The sequence below is a fragment of the Xanthomonas dyei genome, assembly GCF_002939865.1.
GTDB lineage: Bacteria > Pseudomonadota > Gammaproteobacteria > Xanthomonadales > Xanthomonadaceae > Xanthomonas > Xanthomonas dyei.
In genome coordinates, this window is record NZ_MDEE01000001.1 from 383,725 (window position 1) to 402,192 (window position 18,468).

At 64.5% G+C, this 18,468-nt stretch carries 15 protein-coding genes; 4 read left to right on the forward strand and 11 right to left on the reverse strand.

Annotated elements, in window-relative coordinates; all coding sequences use genetic code 11:
• Nucleotides 1-18: 18 nt before the first annotated feature.
• The 3 genes from XdyCFBP7245_RS01725 to XdyCFBP7245_RS01735 are packed head-to-tail and all read right to left on the reverse strand — an operon-like array spanning nucleotide 19 to nucleotide 3,257.
• Nucleotides 19-1,590, reverse strand: coding sequence for an FAD-dependent oxidoreductase (locus tag XdyCFBP7245_RS01725; protein WP_244907750.1), 1,572 nt, complete (start codon nucleotides 1,588-1,590; stop codon nucleotides 19-21).
• Complete coding sequence (locus tag XdyCFBP7245_RS01730; RefSeq protein WP_244907742.1) at nucleotides 1,562-2,734, reverse strand: tryptophan 2,3-dioxygenase family protein; 1,173 nt, start codon at nucleotides 2,732-2,734, stop codon at nucleotides 1,562-1,564. Before XdyCFBP7245_RS01730 ends, XdyCFBP7245_RS01725 begins: the two co-directional genes overlap by 29 nt.
• Entirely contained in the window at nucleotides 2,727-3,257 is a 531-nt protein-coding gene (locus tag XdyCFBP7245_RS01735; RefSeq protein ID WP_104614241.1) for a VOC family protein, read from the reverse strand. Before XdyCFBP7245_RS01735 ends, XdyCFBP7245_RS01730 begins: the two co-directional genes overlap by 8 nt.
• Nucleotides 3,258-4,196: 939 nt before the next feature.
• On the opposite strand from XdyCFBP7245_RS01735, the gene mutS reads away from it, so the two are divergent.
• The 3 genes from mutS to katG all read left to right on the forward strand — a co-directional run bounded on the left by mutS (nucleotide 4,197) and on the right by katG (nucleotide 10,286).
• A complete protein-coding gene (mutS, locus tag XdyCFBP7245_RS01740; RefSeq protein ID WP_104614100.1) occupies nucleotides 4,197-6,818 on the forward strand; it encodes a DNA mismatch repair protein MutS in 2,622 nt (873 codons plus the stop codon).
• A gap of 251 nt (nucleotides 6,819-7,069) precedes the next feature.
• Nucleotides 7,070-7,684 (forward strand): DUF937 domain-containing protein, encoded by a 615-nt coding sequence (locus XdyCFBP7245_RS01745; RefSeq protein ID WP_104614101.1) that lies wholly within the window; start codon nucleotides 7,070-7,072, stop codon nucleotides 7,682-7,684.
• Between the two features lie 355 nt (nucleotides 7,685-8,039).
• Nucleotides 8,040-10,286 (forward strand): catalase/peroxidase HPI, encoded by a 2,247-nt coding sequence (katG, locus tag XdyCFBP7245_RS01750; protein ID WP_104614102.1) that lies wholly within the window; start codon nucleotides 8,040-8,042, stop codon nucleotides 10,284-10,286.
• Nucleotides 10,287-10,520: 234 nt separating this feature from the next.
• On the opposite strand, the gene XdyCFBP7245_RS01755 is transcribed toward katG, so the two are convergent.
• Nucleotides 10,521-10,928, reverse strand: a complete 408-nt coding sequence (locus XdyCFBP7245_RS01755) for an RNA-binding S4 domain-containing protein (protein WP_104614103.1) — start codon at nucleotides 10,926-10,928, stop codon at nucleotides 10,521-10,523.
• A gap of 443 nt (nucleotides 10,929-11,371) precedes the next feature.
• Here XdyCFBP7245_RS01755 and XdyCFBP7245_RS01760 point away from each other — a divergent pair, with 443 nt between their 5' ends.
• A complete protein-coding gene (locus tag XdyCFBP7245_RS01760; protein WP_104614104.1) occupies nucleotides 11,372-12,847 on the forward strand; it encodes an MATE family efflux transporter in 1,476 nt (491 codons plus the stop codon).
• Nucleotides 12,848-13,430: 583 nt separating this feature from the next.
• Here XdyCFBP7245_RS01760 and rplS read toward each other — a convergent pair.
• From rplS to XdyCFBP7245_RS01795, 7 genes are all read right to left on the reverse strand, one after another.
• Nucleotides 13,431-13,838, reverse strand: coding sequence for a 50S ribosomal protein L19 (gene rplS, locus XdyCFBP7245_RS01765; RefSeq protein WP_005989873.1), 408 nt, complete (start codon nucleotides 13,836-13,838; stop codon nucleotides 13,431-13,433).
• 145 nt (nucleotides 13,839-13,983) lie between these two features.
• Nucleotides 13,984-14,757 carry a tRNA (guanosine(37)-N1)-methyltransferase TrmD gene (gene trmD / locus XdyCFBP7245_RS01770; protein ID WP_104614105.1) on the reverse strand — a complete coding sequence of 258 codons (774 nt, stop codon included), beginning with the start codon at nucleotides 14,755-14,757 and terminating at the stop codon, nucleotides 13,984-13,986.
• 65 nt (nucleotides 14,758-14,822) lie between these two features.
• Nucleotides 14,823-15,335 (reverse strand): ribosome maturation factor RimM, encoded by a 513-nt coding sequence (rimM, locus tag XdyCFBP7245_RS01775; protein ID WP_104614106.1) that lies wholly within the window; start codon nucleotides 15,333-15,335, stop codon nucleotides 14,823-14,825.
• A 43-nt stretch (nucleotides 15,336-15,378) separates the two neighbouring features.
• On the reverse strand, nucleotides 15,379-15,639 hold the full coding sequence (gene rpsP / locus XdyCFBP7245_RS01780) for a 30S ribosomal protein S16 (RefSeq protein ID WP_005989876.1): 261 nt from the start codon (nucleotides 15,637-15,639) through the stop codon (nucleotides 15,379-15,381).
• A gap of 109 nt (nucleotides 15,640-15,748) precedes the next feature.
• Nucleotides 15,749-16,546, reverse strand: a complete 798-nt coding sequence (locus XdyCFBP7245_RS01785) for an aminotransferase class IV family protein (protein ID WP_104614107.1) — start codon at nucleotides 16,544-16,546, stop codon at nucleotides 15,749-15,751.
• Nucleotides 16,537-17,628, reverse strand: coding sequence for an NAD(P)H-dependent flavin oxidoreductase (locus XdyCFBP7245_RS01790; protein WP_104614108.1), 1,092 nt, complete (start codon nucleotides 17,626-17,628; stop codon nucleotides 16,537-16,539). Before XdyCFBP7245_RS01790 ends, XdyCFBP7245_RS01785 begins: the two co-directional genes overlap by 10 nt.
• A gap of 7 nt (nucleotides 17,629-17,635) precedes the next feature.
• Nucleotides 17,636-18,463, reverse strand: coding sequence for a DUF2314 domain-containing protein (locus tag XdyCFBP7245_RS01795; RefSeq protein WP_104614109.1), 828 nt, complete (start codon nucleotides 18,461-18,463; stop codon nucleotides 17,636-17,638).
• Between the last annotated feature and the right edge of the window lie 5 nt (nucleotides 18,464-18,468).

Sequence of the window (18,468 nt, forward strand, 5' to 3'; positions counted from 1 at the left end):
CCTCTCGGCAACGGCAGATCAGGAAACAAGGGTGGGTTCGGCCGTGACGCGGTGCTGAGCGATCAGCTGCAGCAGCGTCTCTCGCGAAGGTGCGGCCGACGATGGCACGGCAGGTGTCGCGGCAAGACTGCGCACCCGCGTGACGACGTCGTGCCGATTGAAAATTGCAGATGGGTCTTCAAGCATTCCCGTGCGCCGCGCCAATGCGTGCCAGACCACTGCATCATGGCGCGCGGCCGCAGCGATATGCTGCAAGCCGATCGTATCCGGGTGCTGCAATGCAGGCGGTTCACCGGCCCACAGCGCGCTACGTGTGCGGTCTTGCGCCACGCTATCGGCGTGCCAGGGCCGCACAAGGCACTGTGCGAGCGCGTCGGCATCGATGGCAAACTGCAGCGGGTCATTCAGCCCTTCGCGATAGGCAAGATCAGCGACGGCATATGCGTAGCGCATCGCCAAGGACATACCGCGCGTATAGGTTGGATTGGTGGTGCACAACGCATCGCCGACCGCGATGGTCCCAGCAACGGTCGGCATGCCGCTCGCCACCGCAGACCGATAGCGGTTTTCGCACACTGGCCAGCGCAGCACATCCGACACCGGCTCGCAGACGCCAGCGTCGAGCCAGGGCGCGATGCCGGCGTGTGCGCATGCGGCTGCAGTGAACACCGCTGGCTCAACCATGGCATGCCATGCGCTATCGCCATGCGGTGCCATCAGCGTGATGGAGACATAGCCGTTATCGGCGGGACACACGATGCAGCCACTGGACGCAGCATAGCCACCCACCGAAAAACCCGCAGTGAGTTGCACGTTCGGCCGCTGCCGGCAGCGATACCACCGCGTGAAATATGCGAGCCCGCAGTTGTCCACCAAGGTATCGGGCGTCTGCACACCGGCCTGTCGCAACCATTTGCCGAACGCCGAGCCGCGCCCCAGCGCATCGATGGTCAGCGCCGCGCGCAGCTCACCGCGCGAGCTGCACACCCCTTCCACCAGTGGACTGTCGTCGGTGCGAACCAGCAGGCCGTGAACGCTGGTTGCGTCGTGAACCGTGATGTTCGGCTCTGCCAGCACCACCGCACGAACGACGTCCTCGATCAACGAGCGGCGCGTCGACAGACCGAACAACTCCGGATCGTCGTTGCGAGGCACAGCGACACCTGGCGCAAGCGTTGCGCCGAACGGCATCTCGATCGCACCGGCATCTAGCAACGCCTGCCAGATATCCGGCGCGCGTTCGCGCAACACCTGCCGCCCCAGCGCGGCCAGCGCATGCGTGTGACGCGCGTGCGGCACGCCTTTGCGCCACCACCGCTGCGTGGGCAAATGCGCATCGCGCGCGAGCGATGACCCGCCGACGACCCCGTCGCGTTCAAGCACGGTCACCTGGTAGCCGTGCCTGGCAAACGCCAGTGCGCTCATCAAGCCAGCGATGCTGCCGCCGACCACAAGCACCTGCGACGCATCGGTCATGGCGCACATCCTGCGTCCGCATCGATCAGGCAGGGCGACAGGTCGTACGCAAACGGCAAACGGGTGGCGACGACAAACCCCGGCCTCATCGGCCGCCCTCCATCGCGAATCCATACCCGTCCGGGTTGTCGAGCACAGGCACGCTAGAGGTGCGCAGCAACAACGAGCGCGCCGTCCACAGTTCGGCAAAAATTCGGTAGCGCAGCGCGGTCTGATCCAGGTAGTCCACACCCGCGGAACCGCCTGTGCCAACGCGACGGCCAATGAAGCGCTCCACCATGCGCGCATGCCGCTGCCGCCAGATCAACATCGCCTGTTCCAGCTCGACCACGCTTTCCAGCAGTTCGCGCGGCCACGCAAGCTGCGGCAACTCACGATGACTTTCGACAAACACCAAGGCCGCACGTACCGCACGGTGTGCGTCGTGGGCGGGCGCGTCCAGCAGCGCATGCTCGTCGGCCAGCAGGAACGCCTGGGCGCTATCGTCTTCCGCCGCGTGCCGCGCACGCAGCCGTTGCAGCTCTTCTGTACTGCCGCCACGCTCGGCGGCCAGACGCCAGCGACGCTCGCTGTCGGCGCGCATCGCCTGGATGTAGCGACGCGCGAAGCGCTCCTTCGCTGCCGGCCTGGTGCCGCCATCGATCGGTAGCCGAGCCAACCATGCATACAGACACTGCTTGAGGGACGGGCCGGCCTTGGCGCGCGCGTCGACGCGCTGCGCGGCAGTCGAAGGACTGCCATCCGGCAATTTGAGCGCATCGCGATAGGAACCCGCGCCGATGGAAATGCGTTGTGCATCTTCAAGGCCTAGCAGGATCTCGATCTCGCGCAGTTGCGCCGATTGAAACCCGCTGGCGGGCGTCAACCGCTCGCGAAACTCCAGAAAGTCGCGCGCGGTCATCGTTTCCATTAATCGAAAATGCTGATTCGCCTGCTCGAATACCGTAATTGCACGACGGAGCGAACGCACCCCGGCAACGACCTGATGCCCCGCCACTTCCGGTGCATTGAGCAGGTCACGCGTAAAGGTCAACTCGCGCAGCACCAGCTTGAACCACAGCTCGTGGACCTGGTGCACGCTGATGAACAAGGCCTCGTCGTTGCTGACCGCTGCCTCGTCATCGTCAAGTCCTCCCTGCAAGGCCAGCAGCTGCTCGACCTTGATGTAGTCCCAGTAGTTCGCCGGTACCGTCCGCGTGCCTTTCCGGCGCTGCGAAGCCAGGGCGGGCTCTGCATTCAACCGGCCAGCATCATCCAAGCAGATGCTCCCTTTTCAGTTGCGTCCACGCGGCGAGATTGGCGTAGGCCATCTTCTCCAGATCGTCCCAGATGGCGGTTTGCGCCACCTCCGGCTTGACGATCAGCTCCAGGCGATGCCCATTCGGGTCGCGGAAATACCACGACCTGGCCAGTTCGGCATGCCGTCCATCCCCGGCCACGTCATGGATCACCGGCCCTTCCACCTCGACCCCGCTGGCACGCAAGCGAGCGCAGAGTACGTCGGCCCGCTCGCTGTCGCGTACTTCAAGGGCCAGATGCTGCGCCCAGTCTTCCTCGACCGGCACCAGCGGCAGCGTACTGCCAAGCACCTCGAAGAAACAGATATAGCTGCCGTCTTCCATTTCAAAGAAGACATTATTGTTCGTTGCCTTCAGACCACTGGAAGGAACGTGATCGATCAGTGCCGCCGCAAACTTCAAACCCAGGGTATCGACATAGAAACCCACTGTCTCTGCCGCATCCCGGCAGCGATAACCTACATGATGAAGTTTACTCAACATACCGCACCCCCATATTCCGCCCATAGAAATTCAACCTTCAATTAAATGAAAGGTCTTCAACGCATATTTTCTAGCCAGCGACAACGCGCACCATGCTTGCGCACAGCTTATTTAGCGACTGCAGCTATCGGACGCAGCTAACCCTTGCGGCATCCTAAACCAGCGATGCTGGCAAAGAGCCGACGGACCTCGAGCGTTCTCATCCACAACGAGATGGAACTTAGCACTTATAGCAGGAGATTTTTATTAATACCTCGACGATTTTTCAAAGACATTTGCAATCGATCGCGAGTTTTTCCGCTGGCGCCGTAGATCGCTACCGATGGAAAAACTCAACTCTTCACGAGAGTTGCAGGTGAGCACGCCGATCCGTCGAGACATGAATCACAAAGTGATGCTCTGCAGATCTTCCAAAGACCATCGGAGGTCACCTGCAGAAACTTCGAGATTTACATCAATTTCTCGAGGCAGATCTCATTCCAGCATAATCAACACATGGTTACTTAAGCGGAACCATTATCCATCCCAGCTTCCGCCTTAGGGATAAAGAGTCGTGGGCTGTCACCGAGACGACACCCTGGACGCGGATACATGGCCAGCTCACACGACAACCTCCGCACAAAAAATCGGCTACGCTCGGGCGCGACACTCTGCACGATCATCGCAAGCTGCACTGGCCCGATTGGCAGCAGATGTCTCACACCGAACCCGGGCACCGAACCAGCCGTTCTGACCCCATCGGCAGCGCTCCCCTTGTACGTCTGCCCAAGCGTCCAGCGCTGCACCCTGGATCGCGGTTCCAGCCCGCTCGGCTTAAACTTGGCTTCCACCGGTCGCCCCGACCACCGCAGCGGCCTTACGCAGTACCCGGCAGGCCCACGCCGCACGCCCTGCACGCCACCGCTTGCCCCACCGGGCCCAGATTTCGGAAGACGTTTCTTGCAAAGCACTGACACCAAAGACAAATCCAAGCCCAGCAGCGGGGCTCCCGAGCACACCCCGCTGATGAAGCAATTCTTCGCCGCCAAGTCGGACTACCCCGACCTGCTGCTGTTCTTCCGCATGGGCGACTTCTACGAACTGTTCTACGACGATGCGCGCAAGGCGGCGCGGCTGCTCGATATCACCCTGACCCAACGCGGCAGCTCCGGTGGTGCGCCAATTCCGATGGCCGGCGTGCCGGTGCATGCCTACGAAGGCTATCTGGCGCGGCTGGTGGCCTTGGGCGAGTCGGTGGCGATCTGCGAGCAGATCGGCGACCCCGCGCTGGCCAAGGGTCTGGTCGAGCGCAAGGTGGTGCGCATCGTCACGCCGGGCACGGTCACCGACGAGGCGCTGCTGGATGAGCGACGCGACACCTTGTTGATGGCGATCTCTCGCAGCAAGCAAGGCTATGGCCTGGCCTGGGCCGATCTGGCCGGCGGACGTTTTTTGGTCAATGAAGTAGACAGCGTCGACGCGCTGGAAGCGGAGATCGCGCGGCTGGAGCCGGCCGAACTGCTGGTGCCCGACGAAGACAACTGGCCGGAATTTTTGCGCGGGCGCATCGGCGTACGTCGCCGGCCGCCGTGGTTGTTCGATGCAGACAGCGGGCGTCGTCAATTGCTGGCGTTCTTCAAGCTGCACGACCTGTCCGGCTTCGGCATCGACGACAAGCCGTGCGCCACCGCTGCCGCCGGCGCGCTGCTCGGCTATGTGGAAGAAACCCAGAAGCAGCGCCTGCCGCATCTGACCTCTATCGCCATGGAAGTGGCCAGCGAAGCGATCTCGATGAACGCCGCCACGCGCCGGCATCTGGAGCTGGACACGCGCGTCGATGGCGATACCCGCAATACCTTGCTCGGTGTACTCGATAGCACGGTCACGCCGATGGGCGGGCGGTTGCTGCGGCGTTGGCTGCATCGCCCATTGCGCTTGCGCGATGTGCTGATGCAACGTCACCACGCGGTCGGCAGCCTGATCGATTCCGGCGCCGATGCCGACGTGCGCGAGGCCTTCCGCGCGCTTGGCGATCTGGAACGCATCCTCACGCGCGTGGCATTGCGCTCGGCACGCCCGCGCGATTTTTCCACCCTGCGCGATGGCTTGGCCCTGCTGCCGAAGGTACGCACCATCCTGGCGCCGCTGGATTCGCCGCGCCTGCAGACCTTATTCGCCGAACTGGGCGAGCACGACGCCACCGCGCATCTGCTGATCGGCGCGGTAGCCGAACAACCGCCGCTCAAGCTCAGCGATGGCGGCGTCATCGCAACCGGCTACGACGCCGATCTGGATGAGCTGCGACGGCTATCTACCAATGCCGATCAATTTTTGATCGACCTGGAACAACGCGAACGCGCCAGCAGCGGCATCGCCACGCTCAAGGTCGGCTACAACCGCGTGCATGGCTATTACATCGAGATCAGTAAGGGACAGGCCGACAAGGCGCCGCTGCACTACAGCCGCCGTCAGACCCTGACCAATGCCGAGCGCTACATCACCGAAGAACTCAAGAACTTCGAAGACAAGGTGCTGTCGGCACGCGAGCGCTCGCTGTCGCGCGAAAAGCTGCTGTACGAAGGCCTGCTCGATGCACTGGGCAGTGAGCTGGAAGGCCTCAAGCGCTGTGCCAACGCACTGAGCGAGCTGGATGTGCTGGCCGCCTTCGCCGAGCGCGCGCAGGCGCTGGACTGGGCGCAGCCCGAACTGGACAGCGCGCCGTGCCTGCGCATCGAACGCGGCCGCCACCCGGTAGTGGAAGCGGTGCGCGACCAGCCGTTCGAACCCAACGATCTGGACCTGCACACCGACCGCCGCATGCTGGTCATCACCGGCCCGAACATGGGCGGTAAATCGACCTATATGCGACAGAACGCGTTGATCGTGTTGCTGGCGCATATCGGCAGCTTCGTGCCGGCCAGCCGCGCGGTGATCGGGCCGATCGATCGCATCCTCACCCGTATCGGCGCTGGCGACGACCTGGCGCGCGGGCAATCCACCTTCATGGTGGAAATGGCCGAAACCAGCTACATCCTGCATCACGCCACGCCGCACTCGCTGGTGTTGATGGACGAGATCGGCCGGGGCACGTCCACCTACGACGGCCTTGCCTTGGCCGACGCGGTGGCGCGCCATCTGGCGCACACCAATCGCTGCTACACCCTGTTTGCCACGCATTACTTCGAGCTCACCGCGCTGGCCGACGAATCGCATGCCGGCGGCGCCAGCGGCATTGCGAATGTGCATCTGGATGCGGTGGAACACGGCGAGCGTCTGGTGTTCATGCATGCCGTCAAGGACGGCCCGGCCAATCGCAGCTTCGGCCTGCAGGTGGCCGCACTGGCCGGTTTGCCCAAGGCGGCGGTGACGCAGGCGCGGCGTCGCCTGGCCGAGCTGGAACAACGCGGCGGCGAAAGTCACAGCGCACACATGGCGCCCGCCGCGCTGGACGCCCCGCAACAGTTCGGGCTGTTCACCGCGCCCTCTTCCGCCGCGCAGGAAGCGCTGCAGGCGCTGGACCCGGACGAACTCACGCCCAAACAGGCGCTGGAAGCGCTGTATCGGTTGAAAGCGTTGCTGTGAGGGCGTGGATTGGGGAGTTGGGATTTGGGATTGGTTAGAGCGCAGTTGGGTGGTTTTATCTTTCGACCCACGGTATGCAAACACCACAATTCCGCCGCATGATCGGATGCGTTCGCCTCGCCGCCTGTGGCGTGAGCGCTACGCAGCTGCCTTGCATCACGCTTCGCGCGCGCCGGTCCGCTGGTGGATTGCCCTGACGCCGCGACAGGCGCACCCTGCCGCAACGCTTTGACCACCGGGGAACCCGTCGCATGACCACCTCTGCCTCGTTGACCGATCAGCTGGCCGCGCAGTTGCAAGGCCCGCAGTTGCAACAACTCGCCAGCCGCCTGGGCATCGCGCCAGAGCAGGCGCAATCGGCGGTGCAGACCGCGCTGCCGCTGTTGATGGGCGCGCTGGGACGCAACAGCCAGCAAGCCGGTGGCACCGATGCCTTGCTGGGCGCCCTGCAGCGCGATCATGCCGCCAGTCCGGACATCGGCAGCCTGTTCGGCGCGCTGCTGGGCGGCTCGGCCAGCGGAGCGCAAGCCAACGGCGCCGGCATCGTGAGCCATCTGTTCGGCGACAAGGCACCGCAGGCGGCGGCCGGCCTGGGCCAGGCCACCGGGCTCGAACCCAGCAAGGCCGGCCAACTGCTGCAGCTGCTCGCGCCCATCGTGATGGCCTACTTGGCCAAACGGTTTCTTGGTGGCGATGCTGCCACCAGCACCCAGCTCGGCCCCGCCCTGGCGCAGGAACATCAACAGGTCCGCAGCAACAGCGGCGCTGGCGGCCTGCTGACCAGCGTGCTGGATCAGGACGGCGATGGCCAGTTGGGCCTGGGCGATGTCATGACGTTGGGCGGCAGCCTGTTCGGCAAACGCTGACCACGAGGCGATGCGCTGATGGGGCACCACCGTGCTATCCATAGTGTGACGCTATCGATATGGTTGAATAATTCGAATTCACCAAATGATCGATGCTCTTTATCGTGTGCCAACGCCGCCATGATGAGTCCGCCTGAAACACCTTCCTGTCTCGTGTGTCTATCGTCAGCTCGCGCGCATTTGCAACGCCCGGCAGACGCTAGCATCGGCAGACCCGGCAGCATGCGTGGAGCAGCAGCCGTCCTGATTCGTCATCGATGATCACACTCCAAGCACTGCTCCACTTCGAATCCACCAGCACGTGCCGCGCACCGGCATGCAGCTCCCCAAGTGCTCACGCACATAGGTAAACGCCATGACCACCGAAGCAAAGTGCCCGATCAACCACGCCGTCGTCGGCGCCGGAACCACCAATCGCGATTGGTGGCCGCAGCAATTGCGCGTTGACCTGCTCAGCCAGCATTCGAGCAAGTCCAACCCGTTGGGCGAGACGTTCAATTACGCAGAAGCGTTCAAGCGCATCGACCTGTCCGCGCTCAAGCAGGAGCTGCGTGCGCTGATGACCGACTCGCAGGACTGGTGGCCGGCCGACTTCGGTCATTACGGCCCGCTGTTCATTCGCATGGCCTGGCATAGCGCCGGCACCTACCGCATCGGCGACGGCCGGGGCGGCGGCGGTCGCGGCCAACAGCGCTTCGCACCGCTCAACAGCTGGCCGGACAACGTCAGCCTGGACAAGGCGCGCCGCCTGCTGTGGCCGATCAAGCAGAAGTACGGCCAGGCCATCTCCTGGGCCGACCTGATGATTCTCACCGGCAACGTCGCGCTCGAATCGATGGGCTTCAAGACCTTCGGCTTTGCCGCTGGCCGCGAAGACACCTGGGAGCCGGATCAGGACCTGTACTGGGGCCGCGAAACCAAGTGGCTGGGGGGCGACGAACGCTATGCGCACGGCTCGCCGGGCGTAGACGAAGCGCACGGCGTGCTGGTCAAGGACGACGACAGCCAGGTCAAGCACACCCGCGATCTGGAAAACCCGCTGGCCGCCGTGCAGATGGGCCTGATCTACGTCAACCCGGAAGGCCCGGACGGCAATCCCGATCCGTTGCTGGCCGCCAAGGACATCCGCGACACCTTCGCGCGCATGGCGATGAACGACGAAGAGACCGTGGCGCTGATCGCCGGCGGGCACACCTTCGGCAAGACCCATGGCGCCGGCCCGGCCGATAACGTGGGCGCAGAGCCCGAAGCCGGCGAGCTGGAAAGCCAGGGCCTGGGCTGGCACAACCGCTACGGCAGCGGCAAGGGCGCCGACACCATCACCAGCGGCCTGGAAGTCACCTGGACCACCACGCCCGCGCAGTGGAGCAACGACTACTTCGACCATCTGTTCAAGTTCGAGTGGGAACTGAGCAAGAGCCCGGCCGGCGCGCACCAGTGGGTGGCCAAGAACGCCGACGCCATCATTCCCGATGCGCACGACGCGGCGAAGAAGCATCGCCCGACCATGCTGACCACCGATCTGGCGCTGCGCTTCGATCCGGCGTACGAAGCCATCTCGCGCCGCTTCCACGCACACCCGGACCAGTTCGCCGATGCGTTTGCACGCGCCTGGTTCAAGCTCACCCACCGCGACATGGGTCCGCGTGCCCGCTACCTGGGTCCGGACGTGCCGGCCGAAGAACTGATCTGGCAGGACCCGGTGCCGGCGGTCGACCACGCCCTGGTCGATGCACAGGACGCTGCTGCGCTGAAGCAGACCATCCTCGCTTCCGGCCTGAGCGTGGCGCAGCTGGTCACCACCGCCTGGGCCTCGGCATCCACCTTCCGCGGCTCGGACAAGCGCGGCGGCGCCAACGGCGCACGCATCCGCCTGGCACCGCAAAAGGACTGGCAGGCCAATCAACCCGAACAGCTGGCCAAGGTGCTCGGCACGCTGGAGCGCATCCAGGCCGACTTCAATGCCGCGCAATCGGGTGGCAAGAAGATTTCGCTGGCCGACCTGATCGTGCTTGCCGGTAACGCCGCGGTGGAACATGCAGCGCATGCCGCGGGCCATAGCGTCACCGTGCCGTTCGCGCCGGGTCGCACCGATGCATCGCAGGAACAGACCGATGTCGAATCGTTCGCCGTCCTCGAGCCGGTGGCCGATGGCTTCCGCAACTTCGCCAAGCGCCGCTACGCAGTGCCTGCCGAAGCGATGCTGATCGACAAGGCACAGTTGTTGACCCTGACCGCACCGGAGTTGACCGTGCTGGTCGGCGGCCTGCGCGTGCTCGGTGCCAACGCAGGCGACTCGAAGCATGGTGTGTTCACCGCCCGCCCCGGCGTACTGAGCAACGACTTCTTCGCCAACCTGCTCGACATGCGTACCGAATGGAAAGCGACCTCGGACGCGAAGGAGCTGTACGAAGGCCGCGACCGCAGCAGCGGCGAACACAAATGGACCGGCACACGCGTGGATCTGGTATTCGGCTCCAACTCCATCCTGCGTGCGGTGGCCGAGGTCTACGCCAGCGCCGATGCACAGGAGAAGTTCGTGCACGACTTCGTCGCTGCCTGGACCAAGGTGATGCAGCTGGATCGGTTCGATCTGGCCTGAGCGCAGCTAACACACCGACTGTGCTCGCCGCGAGGCAAGCCCAGTCGGTGCTCGGAACCGGCGCGGACGAATCCATACTGGTTCCGAGTGCGCTGTCCACAGCCACCTGACGAGTGCTCGCTACGGTTGTCAGCCGCTCCAAGCCGCAGCAGTAACGCAAACGCCCCGGATATCCGGGGCGTTTTTTTGCGGCAGTGCAGACGCAGCGCCATGCGTTCCGCACCCACTGATTTTTTACAACGCATCGATATCGCCCAACGCGTTGATCAACCGGCGGGCACGCTTGTCCGGTTTTCCTTCCGGTGCGCGGTAACCGGTGCGCTCGGCAGCGCGCTGCAGCCGCCATTGCGCACGCGCCTCGCGTGAGGCGTCGCCTTCCACATACAGCGCCTGTGCAACCGGCGCGGGGCCGCGCACGTCGCTGAGTGCGGCCACCGTGACCTCAAAGATTTCGCCCCCGCGGTCGATGCGCAATTGCTCGCCGCTGCGCAGCGTGCGCGACGGCTTGGGCCGCTGACCGGCCACATCTACCTTGCCGGTCTCCACCGCCGTCTTGGCCAGGCTGCGCGTCTTGAAAAAGCGCGCGGCCCACAGCCACACATCCAGCCGGACCGTCTTGCCCTGTTCCAGCTCCAGATTCATGCGTCTTGCTGTCTCGTTCTCTCAGGTAAGCAATGTTTGGGCAGCCATTCGGGAACTCAAGCTGGACCATCAACCCTGCGATGGTGATCGATTGCCAGGTCGATGGTCGGCGCGCCCCCCATCCGCCCTGCGGGCACCTCCCCCCGCAGGCGGGGGAAGGGACCTGTTGTCCGTGTGCAACGCCGATCCATCAAACGCTCGCAAACCCCGGCCCTTCTCCCGCCTGCGGGAGAAGGTGGCGCGCAGCGCCGGATGAGGGACACGCCCCTGCTCTGCAGCGTATCCCGAACAGCGAGCGCAGCATCTTGCAAAGGCGGTCACCGCTGGTATCGAACGTGGAGCGTGTCCCAACCCGAAATCTGCAGCGCAAACCAAATGGCACTGCATCGGATCTCACCCAGCAATGCTAGTGTGCGCAGCTTCTGCGCGACGATCTACCTGCTATGCCCAAATCCGCTGTCCTGACCGAAGGCCCGATCGGCAAGAACCTGCTGTTGTTCGCCCTGCCGATCATGGCCGGCAATATCGCCCAGTCGCTCAACGGCTCGGTCAACGCGATCTGGATCGGCCGCTATCTTGGCGAAGAAGCGCTGACTGCCGCGGCCAACGCCAACAGCATCATGTTCTTCCTGATCGGTTCGGTGTTCGGCATCGGCATGGCCTCCACCATCCTGATCGGCCAGGCCATGGGTGCGCGCGACATCGCGCAGGCACGCAAGGTGATGGGCACCAGCGCGAGTTTCTTCGGCGGGCTGTCGGCGGTGATTGCCGTGTTCGGCTGGTATCTGGCGCCGCACCTGCTCACCGCCATGGGCACGCCCGCCGCCTCGCAGACGTTGGCCGAAGAGTATCTGCGGGTAATCTTCCTGGCGATGCCAACGCTGTATCTGTTCGCCTTTCTGTCGGCGGCATTGCGCGGCACCGGCGATGCGCGCACGCCGTTTCGCTTTCTATTGTTGTCGGTGCTGCTGGATATCGCATTCAACCCGTTGCTGCTATTTGGCATCGGCCCGTTCCCTGCGCTGGGCATTGCCGGTGCGGCCTGGGCCACGCTGATCGCGCAGGTGGTCGCACTGGCCGGCCTGCTGATCTATCTGCGCAAGAAACGCCACGTGCTATGGCTCGGACGGCGCGATCTGTATCTGTTCCGCATCGACCCTGCCATCCTGCGCGCCCTCATCGTCAAGGGCGTGCCGATGGGCCTGCAGATGGTGATGATCTCGCTGGCGATGATCGCAATGCTGTCGCTGGTCAACGGCTTCGGCACCGACACCGCGGCCGCGTTCGGTGCCGGGCTGCAGCTATGGAATTACGTGCAGATGCCGGCAATGGCCGTCGGCGCCGCCTGTTCGTCGATGGCCGCCCAGAACGTGGGGGCCGGCCTGTGGTCGCGCGTGGATGCCGTGGCACGCACCGGCATCGCCGCCAACTTCCTGATGACCGGCCTGCTGATTGCGCTGTTGATCGGGTTCGACCGCTGGACCCTTGCCCTGTTTCTGCCCGAAGGCAGCGCCACGTTGGACATCGCACGGCACCTCAACCACATCGCGATCTGGTCGTTCCTGTTGTTCGGGGTCAGCTTTGTGGTGTCGGGCGTGGTGCGCTCCACCGGCGCGGTGATCCCGCCGCTGTTGATCCTGGCGTTTTCGCTATGGGGCGTACGCGTGCCGTTGGCCAACTTCTTAGTGCCGCATCTTGGGGCTGATGCGGTGTGGTGGAGCTTTCCGATCAGCTCCACCTGCTCGATGCTGTTATCGCTGGCGTATTACCGCTGGGGCGGCTGGCGCAAAGCGCGCATGCTGGCCACACCGACGCATCCGTCGGCACTGGCCGCCCCGGCTGAAGTACCCGCACATCCCGCTTCGCCGGTCGCCGACACCGCCCCCACCGCCGAGCGGACGCAGACACGATCGCCCTGAACGCGCACGTCAAGCGCAGCCAAGCCGTGTGATCAATGCAGATGCGCAAAGGTGTTGATTGGCTTCAAGGTGTCGCGCAGACCCAACCACTGACACGTGATAAATCCAAGCAGCTTCATTCTGTTCGCCCGATGTCGTTATTGGTCGGCATCCAGCAACGCCTGACATCCTGACGATCAAGCAGCATCTGCCCTGCACTTGGCCTTGCCTGAAACAGTGCAGCGGTTTACAGCGCCGTGCGTGAGCAGATCCGTGAGTTGCTGCATCCGTCGCGCGGACCCTATGTCCCAGACGCATAGAGTGGATCGACATGCGAGTGTTTGCCGACATGCATCCACTCCAGGGACCGGATGCGGCGAGATGCCTTGCATCTGCGTCGATCCATCTACGTCGATGACGGCTGGCGATCTGCACAGCGCGCAATCCGCTACTGCGATGGCATCAACATCAGCGCATCGCCCACTGAGCGCACCATAGAAAACGCCTACCCTGAGCGCGGTCGACATTTCCCATTCCACAAACGCAAACGGCCGCCCGAAGGCGGCCGTCTGGCAGTGGCAGATCAACGACCTGCCAGTGTGGCTTACTCGGCCTTGGCAGCAGCCTGGCGAGCAGCCTTGGCCTGTGCAGCAGCGGCCAGATCTTCCTTGATGCGGGCAGCCTTGCCTTCCAGACCACGCAGGTAGTACAGCTTGCCGGCGCGGACCTTACCGCGGCGCTTCACTTCGACCGAGTCGATGATGGCGCTGTGGGTCTGGAACACGCGCTCGACGCCGAAGCCGTGCGAGATCTTGCGCACGGTGAAAGCGGAGTTCAGGCCGGCATTCTTGGTACCGATCACGACGCCCTCATAGGCCTGGACGCGCTCGCGGTTGCCTTCCTTCACCTTGACGTTCACCACAACGGTGTCGCCCTGGTTGAATTCCGGCAGCTTGCGCTGAATCTGGGCGGCTTCGAAGTCAGCCAGGATGGTCTTGTTGAGTTTGCTCATGATGGGCACCGCGTGTCTGGTGATATTGGACCGGCAGTCGCCGCACGGCGATTGCTCGAGGTTCGTAAAGAGGGCCAGACGCAAGGCTGGCCAGCAAGCCGCATATTGTACCCCAATCAATCTTGCAAGAGCTAGGGGTGAGCCCTTATTTCTCGTTACCGGGTTTATCGTCGCTTGGGGCGAGTTCGCGGCGAAACTCGTCCAACAGACGGCGATCGTTCTTGTCCAACCCGGCCTCATCCACCAGGTCCGGGCGACGCAACCAGGTCCGGCCCAGCGACTGCTGCCGGCGCCAGCGCGCGATGGCGGCGTGGTTACCCGAACGCAACACGTCCGGTACATCGCCCCAGGCATGGGTCGACGGATGGCTGTAGTGCGGGCAATCCAGTAGGCCTTGCGGGCCCTCGAAACTGTCCTGCGCGGCAGATTCGGCGTCGTTCAACACACCGTCCTGCAACCGCGTCACCACATCCACAAGGACTGCAGCGCCCAACTCACCACCGGACAACACGTAGTCGCCGATGGAGATTTCCATATCCACCGCTTGCGCCAGGAAGCGCTCGTCCACGCCTTCATAGCGCCCGCACAACAAGATCATGCGCGGCAACTGCGCCAGCTCGCGCGCGCGCGGCTGGGTGAGCGGCCGCCCCTGCGGGCTGAGGTAGATCACCGGCGCCGGCTGCGGATCGGCGGCTTGCACCGCGTCCAGACAAGCCCGCAATGGCTCGATCAACATCACCATGCCGGGCCCACCACCGAACGGGCGGTCGTCCACCCGGCGGTAATTGCCCTGCGCATGGTCGCGCGGATTCCAGCCGTGCAGCTCCAGCAAGCCACGCTCCTGCGCCCGCCCGACCACACCGAACGCCGCGCATTGCGCGATGAACTCGGGGAACAGGCTGATGACGTCGATGCGCACTTAAGAATCGGGAATCGGGAGTGGGGAATGGGTAGAGCAAGAGCGAAGCCGAGACACCGCTTCGATCAGAAATCCGGATCCCAGTCGACCACGATCAGATTGGCCTCGAAGTCCACCGATTTGACGAACTCCGGCAGCACGAACGGGATCAGCCGCTCGCGATCGCCGCGCACCACGACCACATCGTTGGACCCTGTGGAAAACAGATGCGACACCGTCCCGAGCTTGATGCCCTCGACGGTTTCCACCTGCAATTCTTCCAGATCCACCCAGTAATACTCGTCGGGCTTTGGTGGCGGCAAGACGCTGCGGGCGACGTAGATTTCGGTCCCGTGCATGGCCTCGACCGTATCGCGGTCGGTCACGTCCGGGAACACCGCGATCAGGTTCTTGCCCTGGTCGCGCCCACGCACCCCGCTCACGACCGTTTCCTGCCCCGATGGCGAACGCACGATCCACGGCTGATACCGAAAGATCGCACTGCGCGGCTCGGTCCAGGATTCGAGCTTGAGCTCGCCCTTGACACCAAAAGCGCCGACAACCCTGCCTAACAGGATGCGGCGCTCGGTCGGCTTCATCTACGTCGACTCTGGGCCAGGCGGCGACGCCCGGCCCTCAAGATCAGGCCGCAGCGGCCTGGGACTTGGATGCTTCGCGATACAGGTTACGCACCTTGTCGGTCAGCTGCGCGCCCTGGCCGACCCAATGGTCGACGCGTGCGACGTCCAGCACGATGCGCGGTTCTGCGCCCTGTGCAACCGGGTTGTAGTAACCCAGACGCTCGATGTTGCGGCCGTCGCGCGCGCTGCGCACGTCGGTCACGATGATGTGGTAGAACGGACGCTTCTTGGCGCCGCCGCGGGTCAGTCGAATCTTGACCATGGTGTCGTTTTCCTAAGTTGCCCAGTCGCCAGAGTGGCGCGGTAAGCCGGCGATTATAGCGGGCTCCGGCAGCGAAGCCAAGTCAGCCGGCGCCGGCACACCAGATCGCTCAGATCGCTTGCCAGGCATGGGTTTGCAGGGCCCGCTCCAGCAGCGGCAACTGCGCGGCATGCGGCCCCCAACGTGCCGGCCCCAACGCCACGATGGCCTGCTGCCCACGCGCATTACAGGCGAATGCGCCATCGAAGCGGTCCAGCTCGCTCAGCTCCACCGGGCGACTGACCTGCGTGACGCCCAGCGTTTTCAGGCCGGATTGCAGCAACTGCTGCCGGGTGCCCAACAGCGACGCCCCTTGCGGCCAGACCACCCCGCCGCGTTCCCACAGCCCCAGATTCCAGAACGCCCCCTCCAGCACCCTGCCCTGGCGGTCCTGCAGCACCACATCGTCATGGTCGGCCTGCATGGCCAGACGGCGCAGATGCAGTAGCGGAAACGTGCCGACATGCTTGAGTTCCGGCCGCTCGCGTACGTAATCGGTGACCTGCACGCGCAGCCCGGTCTCGGGCATGTCCGCCGGCGGCGAGATGGCGACCAGCACATCCAGTGCGACCTCGCGCAACGGGTCGCGGAAATCGTAGTCGGGCGCGAACACGGTGACGCGCAGACTGGCATCGGCCATGGCCGACGCCACCAGCGCAGCGTGCAATTGCGCCCGCAACTGGTCAGTTTCCAGTTCCTGGCCGAACAATGCGCGGCTGCCTTCCTGCAGGCGCTGCAGATGCAGGTCCAGCCCCAGCGTGGCGCCGTCGCGCACCTGCAGTGTGGTGAAGTGGCCGTAGTTGGTCAGCGCCGCAGCACCGAGCTGTTGCGCGCTTGCCGACGCGCCGTTGCAGAAGATCAGCGACATAACAGTGCCTGCACCTGCGTCCACCACTGCGTGACCAGTTCACCGGCCGGCTGCGCTGGCGCCATCCATGCGGATTGGCCCGCCCAGGCCTGCATCGATGCCAAATGATTGTCGCGCGTCGCTGCCTGGCGCATCGCTGCAGTCAAGCCGCGCTGCACCGGATACGGCGCAGGCGGCGGTGCATCCGGTGCAGTGGCGGCGCGCACGTAGGGTGTGAGCAACGCCCGCCCCAGGCGCCCGGAAAACGCGCGGGTTGGCTGGGTGTGCTCCGGCTCGGCGGCAGCCAGGGCATCGGCCCACGCATCGGGCAGCGCCGCTTCGGGCGTGCGCAGCAGGCCGGTGCCGATCTGCACCGCGCTGGCGCCCAGCGTCAGCGCCGCGGCAATGCCGCGCGCAGCGGCGATACCACCAGCAGCGATGACCGGAATCTGCAGCCCATCGACAAGCCGCGGCAGCAACGCAAACAACCCGGTCATCTGCTGCGCTGCTTGGCTGGCATCGAACGCGCCGCGATGGCCGCCGGCTTCAGCCCCTTGCGCAACCACCGCGTCGGCACCGGCAGCCTGCGCCGCACGCGCTTCGTCCAGGGTGGTGGCGCAGGCGAACCAGGCGATGCCGGCCGCCTTCAGCCCCGCAACTTGGTCGGGCCGGAACAGGCCCATGATCGAGGACGCCACCGCCGGGCGGGCAGCGAGCAAGGCATCGAACTGCGCATCGAAGTCGGCTGGGGTGGCATCGCCTGCGGTCTCGGCCACCGGCGGACCCCACTGCGCAAGAAACCCGCGCAGGCGTGCTTCCGCATCTGCATCGCGCGCCGGGGCCGGATCGGGAATCCACAGATTGACCTGCGCAGGCCCGGCACTCGCTTCACCAAATGCGGCAATCCACGCCACGATGTCCTGCGGCTGCGACAACACTGCCCCCATCGCGCCCATGCCACCCGCATTGGCGACAGCGACCGACAACGGCACCGGGCAGGCGCCGGCCATGGGGCTGAGCAGGATGGGGACGCGCAAGCCAAAGCGCTCGCAGAAAGGGGCGATGTTTGAGTACGGGCCATCCAACGCGAGCGACTGTGTCATGACACCCTCAGCGATAGCCTTCAAGCAGTTGCACGATCCTGGGCCACTGCATCTGCCGCGCCAGGTCCAGCGCGGTGTTTCCCGAGGGCGTGCGTAGCGACGCATCCGCGCCGTGCTTGAGCAGCAGCGAGACCGGCTGATAATTACCGGCCAGGGCATCGCGCTGCAACAGCGTCCAGCCAGCGTCGTCGCGGAAATGCACCATGTCGGGCTGATCGCGCAGGCCTTGATCGAACTTGGCGCCCATGTTCTCGCTCATCGGATGCTCGCACTGGGATGGGTCCTGCTGCGCTGCGGTGGACTGAGCCTGTTTGCTGCCGAACATCTTGCCGAACAAGCCGCCTTTGCGCTCCTTCACGCGCGCAGGCACCAGGCGCACGGCACCCGGACCACCGAAATCCAGGCCCCACGCGGCATCGTGTTCGGCGCGTTCGTCCTGCGGCATCGCGCGACGCATCGCATCGATGGTGTGGCCGCCGTAAGCCAGCCCGTCGATGACGTACATCCAGTCTTCCAGTTCGCCGATCGGCGCAGAGACAGCGTCGCCGGCGGCCAGCTCCGAGATCCATGCCGGGTCGTTGAGCAGGCTGCCGGACAGCTGCTCGCCATCGAACTGCACGTCCGATACCCACATGTGCTCGTGCGACGGCGCACCAACCGCGGATGCGTCGGTGGCAAACGGCAATTTGATCGCTGCCAGGGACAACGCCGGCACGATCCGACGATATTCCCAGGACAGCTCACGCCAGAAAAACTTGAACGTCGCGCGTGCATCGGCATACGCCGCCAACATCGCAGCGTCGTCCTGGGCGGGATACATACGGCTTTCGGTCATGGTTA

What these genes read in the sequence shown, in the direction of transcription:
- XdyCFBP7245_RS01735 (WP_104614241.1), bottom strand. Translation starts at nt 3,257, where the DNA reads ATGTTGAGTAAACTTCATCATGTAGGTTATCGCTGCCGGGATGCGGCA.
- rimM (WP_104614106.1), bottom strand. Translation starts at nt 15,335, where the DNA reads ATGAAGCCGACCGAGCGCCGCATCCTGTTAGGCAGGGTTGTCGGCGCT.
- rplS (WP_005989873.1), bottom strand. Translation starts at nt 13,838, where the DNA reads ATGAGCAAACTCAACAAGACCATCCTGGCTGACTTCGAAGCCGCCCAG.
- katG (WP_104614102.1), top strand. Translation starts at nt 8,040, where the DNA reads ATGACCACCGAAGCAAAGTGCCCGATCAACCACGCCGTCGTCGGCGCC.
- XdyCFBP7245_RS01790 (WP_104614108.1), bottom strand. Translation starts at nt 17,628, where the DNA reads ATGACACAGTCGCTCGCGTTGGATGGCCCGTACTCAAACATCGCCCCT.
- XdyCFBP7245_RS01725 (WP_244907750.1), bottom strand. Translation starts at nt 1,590, where the DNA reads ATGGATTCGCGATGGAGGGCGGCCGATGAGGCCGGGGTTTGTCGTCGC.
- XdyCFBP7245_RS01795 (WP_104614109.1), bottom strand. Translation starts at nt 18,463, where the DNA reads ATGACCGAAAGCCGTATGTATCCCGCCCAGGACGACGCTGCGATGTTG.
- rpsP (WP_005989876.1), bottom strand. Translation starts at nt 15,639, where the DNA reads ATGGTCAAGATTCGACTGACCCGCGGCGGCGCCAAGAAGCGTCCGTTC.
- XdyCFBP7245_RS01760 (WP_104614104.1), top strand. Translation starts at nt 11,372, where the DNA reads ATGCCCAAATCCGCTGTCCTGACCGAAGGCCCGATCGGCAAGAACCTG.
- XdyCFBP7245_RS01755 (WP_104614103.1), bottom strand. Translation starts at nt 10,928, where the DNA reads ATGAATCTGGAGCTGGAACAGGGCAAGACGGTCCGGCTGGATGTGTGG.
- XdyCFBP7245_RS01785 (WP_104614107.1), bottom strand. Translation starts at nt 16,546, where the DNA reads ATGTCGCTGATCTTCTGCAACGGCGCGTCGGCAAGCGCGCAACAGCTC.
- XdyCFBP7245_RS01745 (WP_104614101.1), top strand. Translation starts at nt 7,070, where the DNA reads ATGACCACCTCTGCCTCGTTGACCGATCAGCTGGCCGCGCAGTTGCAA.